At 53.9% G+C, this 14,185-nt stretch carries 12 protein-coding genes; 8 read left to right on the forward strand and 4 right to left on the reverse strand.

The genetic code is table 11. The features are described from left to right. Nucleotides 1-60 precede the first annotated feature (60 nt). From GWA01_RS11795 to GWA01_RS11830, 8 genes are read left to right on the forward strand one after another with little or no spacing between them, the layout of a single operon-like run. Nucleotides 61-1,599, forward strand: coding sequence for an ABC transporter substrate-binding protein (locus tag GWA01_RS11795; protein ID WP_146798278.1), 1,539 nt, complete (start codon nt 61-63; stop codon nt 1,597-1,599). Beyond that, nucleotides 1,596-2,552: an ABC transporter permease gene (locus GWA01_RS11800; RefSeq protein ID WP_186819567.1), complete on the forward strand. Its 957-nt coding sequence runs from the start codon at nt 1,596-1,598 to the stop codon at nt 2,550-2,552. The genes GWA01_RS11795 and GWA01_RS11800 overlap by 4 nt, the downstream gene beginning before the upstream one ends. Next, nucleotides 2,549-3,355 (forward strand): ABC transporter permease, encoded by an 807-nt coding sequence (locus GWA01_RS11805; protein WP_146798282.1) that lies wholly within the window; start codon nt 2,549-2,551, stop codon nt 3,353-3,355. Before GWA01_RS11800 ends, GWA01_RS11805 begins: the two co-directional genes overlap by 4 nt. Nucleotides 3,356-3,357: 2 nt before the next feature. Beyond that, the gene (locus GWA01_RS11810; protein WP_146798284.1) at nt 3,358-5,181 is read left to right on the forward strand and encodes an ABC transporter ATP-binding protein; all 1,824 of its coding nucleotides are present in this window, start codon (nt 3,358-3,360) and stop codon (nt 5,179-5,181) included. Then, entirely contained in the window at nt 5,178-6,632 is a 1,455-nt protein-coding gene (locus GWA01_RS11815; RefSeq protein ID WP_146798286.1) for an NAD-dependent succinate-semialdehyde dehydrogenase, read from the forward strand. The genes GWA01_RS11810 and GWA01_RS11815 overlap by 4 nt, the downstream gene beginning before the upstream one ends. A 32-nt stretch (nt 6,633-6,664) precedes the next feature. Then, on the forward strand, nt 6,665-7,168 hold the full coding sequence (locus GWA01_RS11820) for an Lrp/AsnC family transcriptional regulator (protein WP_146798288.1): 504 nt from the start codon (nt 6,665-6,667) through the stop codon (nt 7,166-7,168). After that, nucleotides 7,165-8,040 (forward strand): GNAT family N-acetyltransferase, encoded by an 876-nt coding sequence (locus GWA01_RS11825; RefSeq protein ID WP_146798291.1) that lies wholly within the window; start codon nt 7,165-7,167, stop codon nt 8,038-8,040. The genes GWA01_RS11820 and GWA01_RS11825 overlap by 4 nt, the downstream gene beginning before the upstream one ends. Before the next feature lie 10 nt (nt 8,041-8,050). Next, entirely contained in the window at nt 8,051-8,977 is a 927-nt protein-coding gene (locus GWA01_RS11830; RefSeq protein ID WP_146798293.1) for a 2-hydroxyacid dehydrogenase, read from the forward strand. 106 nt (nt 8,978-9,083) lie between these two features. On the opposite strand, the gene GWA01_RS11835 is transcribed toward GWA01_RS11830, so the two are convergent. From GWA01_RS11835 to GWA01_RS11850, 4 genes are read right to left on the reverse strand one after another with little or no spacing between them, the layout of a single operon-like run. Further along, nucleotides 9,084-10,541 (reverse strand): carbohydrate porin, encoded by a 1,458-nt coding sequence (locus GWA01_RS11835; RefSeq protein ID WP_228118630.1) that lies wholly within the window; start codon nt 10,539-10,541, stop codon nt 9,084-9,086. Continuing rightward, on the reverse strand, nt 10,538-11,038 hold the full coding sequence (locus GWA01_RS11840; protein ID WP_228118629.1) for a GlcG/HbpS family heme-binding protein: 501 nt from the start codon (nt 11,036-11,038) through the stop codon (nt 10,538-10,540). The genes GWA01_RS11835 and GWA01_RS11840 overlap by 4 nt, the downstream gene beginning before the upstream one ends. A gap of 14 nt (nt 11,039-11,052) precedes the next feature. After that, nucleotides 11,053-12,687 (reverse strand): GMC family oxidoreductase, encoded by a 1,635-nt coding sequence (locus GWA01_RS11845; protein WP_146798295.1) that lies wholly within the window; start codon nt 12,685-12,687, stop codon nt 11,053-11,055. 19 nt (nt 12,688-12,706) lie between these two features. Then, nucleotides 12,707-14,179 carry a c-type cytochrome gene (locus tag GWA01_RS11850; RefSeq protein ID WP_222592708.1) on the reverse strand — a complete coding sequence of 491 codons (1,473 nt, stop codon included), beginning with the start codon at nt 14,177-14,179 and terminating at the stop codon, nt 12,707-12,709. Nucleotides 14,180-14,185 lie beyond the last annotated feature (6 nt).

Here is a 14,185-nt window from a genome sequence, read left to right on the forward strand (position 1 = left end):
CAATCCTGTTGCGCCTTACATGCGCTTCGCCACGCTTCTTACGTTCTGAGGCGTCGGTACGTGTTTTCTGTCCTGGATCGGCGCGCAGTTCTGAAAGGTGCCGGACTTCTGGTGGCAGGAGTCACTTCTCGCTCGGCGGTGAGCGCGCCTGTCTCTGGTGGACACCTTAGAGTGGCGGGGGCCGTGGGATCTGCTTCAGAAAGTTTCGATCCCGCCCGTCAGTCCATGGCGACTGATTATATCCGGGGACACTTGTTCTATGATGGTCTGGTGTCTCTGGATGATAGGTTGATACCTCGCCCTGCGCTGGCGGAGACGCTCGAAAGTGACGACTTTCAGACCTGGCATATACGACTGCGCCGCAATGTACGCTTTCATGATGGTGCGACCCTAACAGCAGAAGATGTCGTCTTTTCACTTTTGAGGCATCAAATTCCTAGTACTGGGTCGCAACGATATGCGCTTGCCCGGACAATGCAGTCTGTTCGGGTTTTATCGGCGCTGCTCGTAGAAGTTGTTCTTGATGCGCCAAATTCAGACTTTCCAGCTATTCTCGGGATCAGTAATTTCGCCATTTTAAAAGCTGGAACAACAAATTTTACGATCGCAAATGGTACTGGTCCGTTCCGATGTCAGGAATTCGCACCTGGGATCCGAACGATCGCCGTCAAAAATTCAGAATTCTGGGGGGCGCCGCCTTTTCTGGATAGTGTTGAACTCATTGCGATTCCGGACGAAATGGCTCGGCATAATGCATTGATGTCCGGAGATGTGGAACTGATTGCCTCCGCTAATCCCCGGCTTGTTCAGATGCTGAAAAAGAATGGCTTCGGCATCGTCGAGAGCCCGGTTGGCACATATACGGATCTCTCTATCCGGCTGGATCAGAGATATGGCCGCTCTGCTGATTTCGTGGAGGGTATGAAATTTCTTCTGAACAGGGAGCAGATCCGCCAGTCAGTTTTTCTGGGCTTCTCCCGTGTGGGAAATGACCAGCCCATTGCACCTGAAAGCCCCTATTTCAATACACAGCTTCCCCAGCGCCCTTATGATCCGGAGAAGGCACGTTTTTTGCTGAAGCGGAGTGGATTTCTGGATGAAACCATTCCACTCGTCTGTTCTCCTGCAGCTCTTGCATCTGTCGATATTGCTGTCGTTCTCCAATATGCGGCATCTCAAATCGGCCAGAAAATGGCGGTCCAGCGTGTTCCCGCCGATGGGTACTGGACGCAGTACTGGATGAAAGAACCGGTGGGCTTCGGCAACATCAACCCGAGCCCCGCTGCAAGCCTTTCGTTCGAGGTAGGTTTTGCCAGCAAGTCTCCGTGGAACGAATCACGGTGGCGTAATCCGCAGTTTGACACTCTGCTGCGTGAAGCAAAATCTACGCGGGATGAAGTCAGAAAGCGGCAACTTTACTGGGATATGCAGGCGCTCGTTTCAGCGGGGTCAGGGGTTTGCATCCCGAATTTCACCAATAGTCTTGATGCCCATGCGCCGCATGTATGTGGCCTCCGTCCCAGTCAGGCAGGGCAGTTGATGGGGTATAATTTCGCACGCTCGGTATGGCTAAGCGGAAGCAGGGGGCAGGAGATTTGAACCGCCATCTTCCAGCTTTGATTGGCAGGCGTATTTTTGCGGCGGCAACCTCTCTTGCCTTTGTGATTGTAACCGTGTTTGCGATCACGAACATCCTTCCTGGAGACGCAACGGATGCCTTGCTGGGGCAGGGCGCAACGCCGCAGGCCATTGCGGCCATGCGTCATGATTTGGGTCTCGATCGTTCTGTTTTTCTTCGCTTTTGGCTCTGGCTGTGGGGCGTGCTGCACGGGCAGTTTGGATATTCTTTATTGAACGGTCTTCCGGTGGCAGACGCTATTCGACCCCGGCTGCATAATTCCCTCCTTCTGGCAGGAGCCTCTGCAGCAGTGGCCGTCCCAGTTTCGCTATTCCTGGGGATTACGTCTGCCATCTGGAAAGACACGCTTTATGACCGTGCCGTGTCGGTCTTGACGCTGGGCATGGTGTCCGTTCCTGAGTTCGTTATCGGAACAATGGCCGTTTATGTCTTTGCGGTGCGTCTACATGTGTTGCCAGCATTGGCAGATGTGGCAAGTGTGCATTCGATAGGGCAGTTTTTGCGTGCGTTCTTCATGCCGGTCGCGAGCCTTGCGCTTGTTACCCTTGCGCAGATGGTCCGCATGACGCGCGCTGCAATGGCTGATACGCTTTCGGCACCCTATATTGAAATGGCCTTATTGAAGGGTGTTGGTCCTGCACGGCTAATTTTGGTGCATGCCATTCCCAATGCCATTGGCCCTATCGTCAACGCGGTCGCGCTCAGCCTGTCTTCGCTTCTTGGCGGGGTTGTGGTGATTGAGGTCGTGTTTACATATCCCGGGATTGCAGGCCTGATGGTGGATGCCGTCAGCTCCCGTGATGTTCCGACAGTTCAGGCATGCGCACTTGTCTTCTGTCTGACTTATCTCCTGCTGACGACCTTTGCAGACATCGTGACGATTTTGTCTCTTCCGAGAGGGAGGAAAGCATGATTGCGCTGCTCGGGAAGCTTCGTGGCAAGCATGACCGTGCGGTTCTGCTGATCGTGTTCTGGCTCTTTTTGGCTCTGCTGGGGCCTTTGTGTTCGTCACAAGATCCAGGGGCGATCGGCAGTCAGCCAGTTTTTTCGAGCCCTTCAATCACGCATCTTTTGGGAACGGATTATCTCGGACGGGACACTTTCGCCAGGCTTCTGAATGGTATTCGACACACGGTCATACTCTGCTTTGCGTCGACACTGATTGCCTGTTCGGTGGGGACGTTCCTTGGTATTGCAGCTGTCACGGTCAGGCCATGGCTGGAAGCTGTGACAGGCCGTCTGGCGGATGGCTTTCTCTCCATTCCAAGCCTCCTCTTTGCTCTGCTCGTTATTGCTGTGTTCGGGACATCCACCGTGGCACTGATCATAACAATGGGCATCATCTACGCGCCGGGCGCTTACCGCACGAGCCGCGCATTGGCCCAGAGGATCGTAAGGCTCGATTTCGTGACCGTCGCGCGTGCCAGAGGCGAGAGCACGGCATATATCGTCCTGCAGGAAATTCTTCCCAATATGGCGGGCCCGATGATCGCTGACGTAGGGCTGAGATTCATTTACTCGGTTCTGCTGCTCAGCAATCTCAGTTTCCTTGGCATCGGTGTACAGCCGCCGGAGGTGGATCTGGGTTCAATGGTTCGGGAGAACATGCTGGGGATGGTTTATGGTTCGCCAGCCATGATTGTGCCGGTTGCTGTAATTGCCGTCCTGACTGTTGGGATCAATCTCGCCCTGGATTCCAGTCGGGGAAAAGGCTGAACATGGTTGCCACCATTCAGGTCGACAATCTCGAAATTGTCGGACGTCGGGGACGTGGAGCTGAGCTTCCGATTGTCCGCAATGTCAGCTTCTCCGTCGCACGTGGGGAAATGCTGGCCCTGATCGGAGAGTCGGGCTCGGGCAAGACAACGGTGGCTCTTTCACTGCTTGGACATATCCGTAGTGGATGCAGGATCTCCGGCGGAACAATTCGAGTGGCCGGGTATGAAGTTACAGCTCTGACCGCGCAAGAACGTCGTTCCATGCGTGGAAGAGTGATCAGCTACGTCGCCCAGAATGCAGGCAGTGCGTTTAACCCGGCGCTCGCCATCATGCGACAGGTCGTGGAACCGGCGCTGGTTCATCACATTCTTCCCCGACGGGATCTCGAAGCCCGCGCCATTGCCCTGTTCCGTGCTCTCGCATTGCCGGAACCCGAAACAATAGGGGAGAGATATCCCGGCGAACTTTCAGGCGGCCAGTTGCAGCGTCTCATGGCAGCCATGGCATTGATGACTGACCCTGAAGTTGTTGTTTTCGATGAGCCGACAACTGCCCTGGATGTCACCACCCAGATCGAGGTTTTGGCCGCTTTCAAGTCGGTTCTGGCAGAGCGCGGCGTCACGGGTGTTTATGTTACGCATGATCTGTCCGTCGTGGCGCAGATTGCGGACCACGCCATTGTTCTCAAGGATGGCGCCGTTCGTGAAGCAGGAACAGTTTCGAAGATCCTTTTTCAGCCCCAAGACCTATATAGTCAGGCGCTTCTCGCAGCGGCCGAACCATGCTCCAGGCAGAGCGAGGGTGTTGAGGCTCCGGAACAGCAAAGCGTTCTGGATGTACGGGATCTGGTTGTAGGCTATGGCCGTTCCACGAGTGCGGGTTTGCCCGAGAAGGTCATTGTCAATCATGTCAGTTTCAGTGTTCCGAAAGGTGGAATGTTGGGGGTGATCGGGGAGTCCGGCTGTGGGAAAAGCACGCTTGCCCGTGCTATTTCCGGCCTTCAGCCATGGAGTGCGGGAGAGTTGCTGCTCAATGGCGTGGCGCTCTCTGGAAATGTCACTGATCGTGCGCCTGAGCAGCGCCGCCGGTTACAGCTTGTCGCCCAGAATGCGGATAGCGTGCTGAACCCTTCAAAGACGATTGGCAATACTTTGGAACGCGCCGTTCGCTTCTACAGCGGTTTGCGTGGCGAGGCCGCGGCGCGACGGGTCAGCGAATTACTGGAGATGGTGCAGCTTTCGCCAGCTCTGGCCACGCGGCTTCCTTCGGAGCTTTCAGGGGGGCAGAAGCAGAGGATAAACTTTGCCCGCGCCCTCGCCGCCGATCCGCAGATCGTGCTGTGTGATGAGATTACCGCCGCACTCGATACAGTGGTGGCGGCTGCCATTCTGGATCTTATGAAGGAATTACAGCGTGATCTGGGCTTGGCTTTTATTTTTATCACTCATGATCTTCATGCTCTCCAGTCCATCTGTGAGCGTGTGGCTGTCCTTTATGCAGGTCAGGTGGTGGAAGTTGGTCCGGCAGCGGCTCTGGGGGAGGGATTCCATCATCCGTACACCAGACTCCTGCATGATTCCGTCCCTTTGATGGAGCCTGGCTGGCTTGAGGAAACGCGGTTACGGCGTTTGGCTGAGACCATGCCTGCAACTCTCCCGAACCCCTCATCTGCGGATGCGGGCTTATGCTGTTTTCTTACGCGATGCCCTGATCGTGTCGCTGGCCTTTGTGACAGAATAGCGCCTCCGGTGCGTTCTGTCGTGCATGGTCCCCGAGTTCTTTGTCATCTTCCCGCATCCATCCGTCCGGAGTTTTCATCATGACGCTTTCTCTGAATGATTCAGATCTTTTCCGTCAGCACGCCTTTGTGGGAGGGGAGTGGAAAGTTTCCGGGAGCGGCAAGACGATGACGGTCGATAATCCATCGACCGGCGAGACGATCGGGAGCATTCCGGCTTGCACTGCTGATGAAACCCGTTCGGCCATTGAAAGCGCGCGGATTGCACAGATCGCATGGCGCCGCAGTTCTGCCGCCGAGCGCTCAGCTCTGTTGATGGGTTGGTATCAACTTATGCTGGATAATCTCGATGATCTGGCAACGATTATGACGCTTGAACAGGGCAAGCCTTTGGCTGAGGCAAGGGGGGAGGTTACCTATGCTGCCTCCTTCCTCAAATGGTTCGCGGCAGAAGCTGAGCATCTGCAGGGAAGTGCGCTGGTTCCCACGGCAGATCGGCGGATCATTGTTCTGAAGGAACCGGTTGGCGTGACTGCTGCCATTACGCCATGGAATTTTCCGCTCGCGATGATTACGCGCAAATGCGCTCCGGCAATTGCTGCTGGATGCAGCATGGTAATCAAGCCTTCGGAGCTTACGCCATATTCTGCGCTGGCGCTCGCAGTACTGGCGGAGCGTGCAGGACTTCCTAAAGGTCTTCTGTCTGTCGTGACCGGGTATGCACAGGAAATTGGCCCTGAACTGACGTCGAGCTCAGTTGTGCGCAAGCTGTCTTTCACGGGTTCCACGAAAATTGGTGCTCTGCTGATGCGTCAATCGGCGGACACGATCAAGAAGCTGAGCCTTGAGCTCGGCGGAAATGCACCGCTGATTGTGTTCGATGATGCTGATCTTGCTGGCGCAGTGGCCGGAACAATGGTCAGCAAGTTCCGTAATGCTGGGCAGACCTGTGTATGTGCCAATCGCGTTTATGTTCAGTCTGGCATTCATGACGCGTTTCTGGAAAAACTGGCTGCTGAAATTGCCAGCCTGAAAACGGGTGACGGCTTTGATCCGCAGACGCAGATCGGACCGCTGATCAACGAAGCGGCCGTAGCGAAGGTGAAAGAGCACGTGGACGATGCCTTGGCCAAGGGCGCACGGATTGTGGGCAAGCCGCTGGAAATCAATGGGCGTTTTGCGTCCCCTGTGCTGCTGGCGGACGTGACTTCCGATATGCGGATTGCGCAGGAAGAGACATTCGGTCCAGTCCTGCCGGTGTTCCGTTTTGAAAATGAGGACGATGCCGTCCAGCAGGCCAATGCAACGCCTTTCGGGCTGGCGAGCTATTTCTTCACCAATGACATTACAAGAGCCTGGCGTGTGGGTGAGGCTTTGGATTTCGGAATGGTGGGGCTGAATACTGGATCGGTATCCATGGTGTCGGCACCATTTGGTGGCGTGAAACAATCGGGGCTTGGGCGTGAAGGCGGAGCGCTGGGCCTGGAAGAGTTCCTGGAAGTGAAAAGCTTCCATATGGGACTGCCCGCTGCGTGATGACCCTGTTTGAAGAAAGAATGGCCTGAATTATGGCAATCGCGCCCAAGCTTGATCGTATCGATCTCAAAATCCTTGCTCAATTGCAGAAGAATGGCCGCCTGACCAATGTAGAACTGGCAAACCGCGTCGGCCTATCTGCCAGTCCATGTCTCATTCGTGTTAAGCGATTGGAAGCGGCGGGATATATTATCGGATATGGGGCGCAGATTGCCCTTCAGAAAATATCAAGTGTCATGACCGTTTTTACGGAGGTGACACTGTCTGACCACAGGCGTGACGATTTCTTTCGTTTCGAGATGGCGATGCAGAAAGTGGAATCTTTGGTGGAGGCGCATCTCATCAGTGGTGGCTACGATTATCTTCTGAAGTTTATGGTGCGAAACATTGACCATTATCAGGAAACAATAGAATCACTTCTTGATCAGAATATCGGTATCGAGAAATACTTCAGTTATATCGTTATCAAGTCACCCATTCTGAAGCCTGCCTTCCTGATCGAAAATCTGACCAGAAATACGGAGCGTTCATTATGACATCCGGAAATGTGAATATTCCCGAGCAGACGGCCATTAACCTGCGTGGCATGACAACAGACGATCTTTTGGCAGCATCTGGCCTTTCAAAGGCACTCGGATGGCCTCATCGCCTTGAGGACTGGGAGTTCATGCTGCGCCTCGGTCATGGTCTGGTGGCAACGCTGGATAACGGGGAAGTGATTGGCACTATTTTGTGGTGGTCTTTTGGAGAGCGTTACGCGACCGTTGGATTGATTATTGTCAGCAGTGCCTGGCAAGGACACGGAATAGGGACCAGCATGCTGACGACCGTGCGAAGATCTCTCCCCGGTTACACGCTTTGCCTGAACGCTACACCTGCGGGTCAGCCGCTTTATGAAAAGCTGGGTTTTGTGCCGACCGGAATTGTCGAGCAGCATCAGGGCAACGGGGGATATTCTCCGATTATCGCCCTGGACGCCGGGCAGAGGATGCGTCCGGTTGTTCAGTATGATCTGCAAGATCTGGTAGCCTTCGATAATGCCGCCACGGGCATGGACCGGTCCGCCCTCATTGAAGAACTGGTTCAAAACGCAAAGGGGGTCGTGATCGATACAGAAGACGGAATTCTGGGATATTCCTTCTGTCGTCGGTTTGGGTGGGGATGGCTGATCGGGCCTGTAGCTGCAAAAACGGAAGAGCAGGCCAAAGCCCTCATTTCCCACTGGATCGGAACATATGGTGGAGAATTCATCAGGATTGACATCCCGACCTCAGCCAATCTTTCTACGTGGCTTGATGAAATGGGGCTGATCCGGGTGGATGTGGTCAATACTATGTCGACCGAACCAGTATTAATCGCTGAAAATGCCCCCCGATATTTTGCTCTGACCAGCCAGGCGCTGGGTTAAGGATTGCCCCATGTCGTTTGTTCTGAAGTCCACAGAAGAGCGTGCGCGTTTGTGGAAGCCCATGTTCGCCCGTGATTTGCCCGATCTGCCTTTTCATGTCTGGCCGGAAACGGGAAACGCGCAGGATGTTCGCTACCTTGCGGCGTGGCAGCCCCCGGAAAATCTGGCAGAGGTATTTCCTAATCTGGAAGTCTTGTTTTCAGTCGGCGCCGGTGTGGATCAGTTGAATCTGTCTTCCGTTCCTGAAAACGTTCGAATTGTCCGTATGATGGAGCCGGGGCTTGCAGAGGGGATGATTGAATATGTCCTCTGGGCCGTCCTGTCCTACCATCGCGATATGTTCCGCTACGCGCGTCAGCAGGCGGAACATATATGGGAGGGCACTCCCAATATTTCGGCACGTCATTTCCGTGTGGGCGTTATGGGCATGGGTGCGCTTGGATCGCCCGTTCTGGAAAAACTCTCAGAACTTGGCTACGTCTGCAGCGGTTGGAGCCGGAAGCGACATGAGGTTCCGGGCATTACAAGTTATGCGGGTGCTGAGGAGCTGGATGCATTTCTTGCAAGCACAGATATTCTGATCTGTCTGATGCCATTGACCGAAGAAACGAAAGGTATCCTGAACCGCCAGCTGTTTGGGAAGCTCCCAGATGGTGCATGTCTCATAAATTGCGGCCGGGGAGGCCATCTGGTTCAGGAAGATCTGCTCTGGGCGCTTGATACAGGAAAAATAAAGCAGGCCATCCTTGATGTGACTGATCCTGAACCATTACCTGAGCAGCATCCTTTCTGGAAACATCCGCTCATCTTCCTGACGCCGCATATTGCCAGTTCCTCTCGGGTGGATTCCGGAGGGAGAATGATTTTGAAAAACATCATTCGTTATCAGAAAAATGAGAGAATGTTGGGGGAAATTGACAGGTCTACCGGGTACTAAAGGCTGTCATAGAATTGGAAAAATAGGAAAATTCAGGGCCGATAGCCTTGGAGAGAGATCGGCGGCTCAATATCAGCAATCGGCCGCCGCTCCAGTTATTTTATAATCAGAAATTGGTCGTAAACTGACCGCCAATAATTGCGGCGTCCTTGAAGGTGGTGGTAGCACCCGGACGCTGTAAATACTGGAAATCGGCCTGAAGCGTTGTCGCCCGCATTAAGTGCAAGCTGTAGAAAGCTTCGTACACGTTCTCCCAGTTTTGAACGCCGTAAACTGGTCCCCATTGATTTGAGATGAAGGGTAGTCCCAGTGACAGCGATGATTCCTGCTGAAGGGCGACTGTTCGGCTCATGTCCATATGTTGAAACATGACGCCAATCTGGTCGCTCTTACGGTGCCAGGGCGTTCCGGTCTCGACGAGACCAACCCACTCATGGTCACGCATGGCCACAACATTACCCTGTGAGTAGCCAGCGCCACCTATGGCAATCAGACCATCGGTCACACCAGGGCCATTGCGAACAAGCATCTGGTCAAACATGAACCAAGCTGTTGAGACGCCTGCCTGATACCGGCGTGCAAGACCTGTCTGCTGGAACGAATTGCCGTTAATGTCCTCATAAAGATTGGGATAACGTGAATTATCGTACCATGCGCCAATCTTGTAGTTGCCACGCAGTTTGTTCTTGCCGAAAGACGGCATCCAGCCAATTTCGATTTGCGAAGAGACTTTGCCAAGGCCGCTCTGCGCCAGAGCCCAGCCCGAGATACCGCCGTTATAGCTGTGAGGCGACACGGCAAAGACGCCGCCCATGATATAAGTCTGTTCGGTAGGGCGCAGTCGCAAGACGCCGCCCAGATTGCCAGAAGGCCAGTCGCGGCCACCGGGCATGTATTTCCCCGGAGCAAAATTACTGCACACAGAAACATTCATGAACGAGCAGGCAACATAATCAAAGGCGAAGAAACTACCCGTCGGAATATCGCCCAATGAGAGGATTATTCGATCGTTCAGGAATGACTTGTCCATATACATCGAGACAAGATGGGCCACAACGTTACCACGAGCACCGTAAATTTGTTCTGGGTTCGTTACGGAATCACCCAACGTATGGCTTAAACTGCGGCCATGCCCATTAACAACCAGAAGATGCGTCCAGAGCCCCTTCACACCGGCCAGTTGCTGCCAGTCGATATCAAGTTCACCAGCTACCTGACCCGCCAGAACATTATCTCTGGTGCGGCCACCGGTTACGTTTCCCATGTATTCTTCGTTGAGGGAGACGTTGAAATACATGCCATGCTTGGTTAACCACGGCTGAACGCCACCCCAGTCTCCGAAAAGATGAGGGTTCCCGTAGAGCGTTGGGACCAGCGGACCGACTGCAAAGCTTCCCATACCTTCCATCGCAAAAGCACGCGATTTATAGGAATCAGGGGTCGCCAGTGTCTGAGAAGTTTCACTCTGTGCGAGTGCCGTGCGATCCAGGCCCACAAAGCTCAGGACCGTGCAGCAGAAAAGACCAATCAGTCTTCCCCACTGCATCGGACGTCCATTTTTCATTCAGTCGTCTTTGTCTTTGATGGTGGAACGATTGCAGTAACGGCGGCCTGGGCCAGTCGGGCGTCGGTCTGGCCCTCTCCACCGCTCAGACCAAGCGCACCAACAACTTCATTATTCACAATAATCGGATATCCGCCGCCAGCTGGGAGTGCGTTCGGCAGCGTTGCGATCATGTAGTTTCCGCCATTCAGGGCATGCTCCATGTCCACTGTGGGGCGGGAAAAGGAGACGGATGTCTTGGCTTTGCGAATGGCAAGTTCGACACTGCCAAGCTGGGTTCCATCCATTTTCTGGAAGGAAACAAGGTTTCCCCCTGCATCCACAATCGCGATGGCCACGCGGGCATGCTCTGCCGCTGCGACCTTTTTGGCCTGATCAATAAGAGTGAGTGATGTCGTGAGATCCACTTTGAAGTCCTTTGCTAGAGCAGTGCCCGAGAGGGTAGCCGCTGCCACGAATACACTCAGGCAGGCGCCCGCTACCCGTTTTCTGGTCATTACGTTCAAGAGTTTCATCCCTGTTTCAGGTCATTGAGGATCGCATCTCCTGCACGTAGGGAGAGAGCGGCCATGGTGAGAGTCGAATTGACAGTACCAGAAGCTGCCATGGTTGCACCCGTTGCGAGGAACAGGTTTGAGTGATCGTGTGTTCTCAGCCACTCATCGACAACCGAATCACGTGGATCGTGACCCATGATCGTGCCGCCCGTGATGTGGTTGTTCGGCGTGAAGAAAGGCGACATCTCAACTTCTGTTCCGCCCATTTCCCTGGCAATGTCCCGAAGGCGTTGGCGCGATATTTCCGCTGATTTTCGGACGTATTCACCAACATCGTAAGTGACTTCCGGATGCGGAATACCAAGTGCGTCCTTATGATCCTTGGAGAGGACCAGCCTGTTGTCAGGGTTTGGGAGAACTTCGTGGTTGGCGTAAATATCAACGCCATGAGCAGTCCGGCGGCGGATCTCCTGATCGAGCTTCTTGCCCACCAGCCCCATGGAAAGTGCCTTCATCCCAGCACGCGAATTCTGCGCTGTGTTGTTATAGCCGATCTGCGTTGCCGCATATTCCGAACGGAAATCGCCATCACGGAAATTGGTGATCGAACTCATCTGGACTGAACCACCGCCTGCCCAGATTGGTTCAGCGCTCTGAAAGCTCATGCCGATCCCGGGATGGTCCATCATATTACGACCGACCTGATCGGAAGAATTGGCGATGCCGTTGGGATTACGGTCGTTGGCGGCAAGAAGTAGAAGCTTTGGTGTCTCGATACCATTGGCAGCCACAACAAACGTCTTGGCCACAACGCGATGGGATTGCTTATCCGGGTCGTAGAAACGAATAGCCGTAATTTTGTTTTTTGCATCCGTTTCTATTGCGTAAACAACAGAATTAGGAAGAATTTTTGCCCCTAGTCTCTCAGCTTTCAATGCTGAGTACACACCATTATACATAGCCCCGATTGGGCAGATTGGCATGCAGTTGTTATTTCCGCAGCACTGGGGACGATCATCATACGGACGGCTGTTACGCGCTTGGGGCACGGGGGTGTTATCGAAGCCTAGCTTGCGCGCGATTTCGGTGAAGGTCCGGTCTCCAAAGCCGTAGGGCATGGATGTCATGGGCCATGGATTTTTACGGGGAGCGGACGGAACAATATCCACACCGTTCGGGCCCATCACGCCCATCTCGCACTCGGCTTCGTAATAATAGGGCTCGAGTTCGTCGTAGCTCATGGCATAGTCACGACCTACACCAAACTTGGTGTGAAGCTGAAAATCGTTGGGCAGGTAGCGCCAACTGGAAGCCGCCCAATGCCAGGTTGTTCCGCCAACGCCTTTGATGATCCCCTGTTTATAGGCCGTTCTGTCTGGGCCTTTAACAATCAGATAGCCGTTATCGGGGAAAAAATTGGTATGCGGCGCCCAGGGAACGCTGGGATAAGGCGTTGCATAGTCGTACTGGGACTTGTTGTCAGGCGGCATATTCCGCCAGTTTTCGACGATCTGCGAGCGGTCGCGGCGAGGACCGGCATCCAGCAGAATGACTGACAGACCATTACGAACGAGTTTGTGAGCCAACATGGAGCCACAGATACCGGCCCCCATGATGACAACATCGGCAGAAAGCGTTTCACCAGACATTTTTTGACCCTTTAATCTATTAAGCGAGACGCTTCTTGCGACGACTAACAAACCACCAGATGCCACTCAGGACGATACACGCTCCAATGATGCCCGCTGCGGCCAACCCAAAGAAGACGGCAGGATTGGCGAGTTGGGCGAGTAGAACCTGTTTCCCACCCGTGCGGACCTGCTTGACGGCATCGGCCGTGACTGTGGCCTCTGCATTTCCAAAATGGCTCAGGACATAATCTGCGACGGAGGCTACCTGCTGATCCGTGAGCGGCTGGACGAGTGAATTGGGTCCAAACGCAGGCATGAGGATCTCATGCTCGTTTACCGTTCGGTCTACACCATAGAGAATGCTTGCGATCAGATCATTTGGGTTAAACTGCCCTGTAGTCGTATTTCCGATCAAAGAGGGGTAGTATCCATCTGGAGATCCTTTGCCATTGGACTGATGGCAACTCGCACATACGGCCTCATATAGGGCAGAGCCATCTGTCATCTTATCCAGAGTGCTGTCACCGCGTCTTACATTTGTTTCGGCAATATTATAATTCGAAGCGCGTCCCGGATGGGCAAAGTTCGCAATTGTCTGCCCCCGTTCACTGATCGCAGGTACTGAACGCAAATAGGTGATGATTGCTGAGATATCGGCATCCGGCAGGTGCTGGAGACTGTGTTCGATCGCTTCTGCCATCGGACCAGCAGCTCGGGCATGAGCAGTGCGGCCCGTCTTCAGATACTGAAATAGATCCTGGTCGCTCCATGCACCAATGCCACTGACTGGGTCATTGGTAATATTGGGTGCACGCCATGATCCAATATCCGCCCCACCCAGATAGGCAGACTGCACAGGTGCGAGCAGCATGTTGCGTGGTGTGTGGCAGGTGCCGCAATGGGCGAGTTCATCCACAAGGTACTTCCCACGGTTCCAGTCGTCGTTGTGGGAATGATCAAATACGTATGGCTTGCCTTCGATGCGGGCCGCAATTTTCCAGATTCCCAGTGACGCCCGGACGGAGAAGGGAAATGGCAATTGCGTTTTTGGAGCAGGTGCATCGACCGGTTTCACTTCGGTCATGATGTAAGTGTAGAGGGATTTTACGTCTTCGTCTGTCAGACGATTATAGGCGTCGTAGGGCATCGCAGGATAAAGCTGGGCACCATCCGCGCGAACACCATGACGAAGAGCCTGAGAAAACTGCTCAAGCGTATAATTGCCAATTCCATATTTTTTGGACGGAGTAATATTCGTAGAATAAATATTCCCCATCGGCGAGGAAATTGCGTATCCACCGGCCAAAAAATGTCCATCACGACCATTCGTGTGACAGGCTGCGCAGTCTGCCGCTATGGCGAGGTAGTGCCCTCGGCTGATGGAGGGCTGATGTGCAGATGCTGGTGTTACCTCTCCGGGGGCTGGTTGAGCAAGTGCAGCAGTTGTGGGGAGCATGAAAGCGGTTGTCAGGACTGCGCCGGACAGATGACGAAAATATCGCTTGGTCACTGTATG

Origin of the sequence: Gluconobacter wancherniae NBRC 103581, from assembly GCF_007988885.1 — a bacterium.
Lineage (GTDB): Bacteria > Pseudomonadota > Alphaproteobacteria > Acetobacterales > Acetobacteraceae > Gluconobacter > Gluconobacter wancherniae.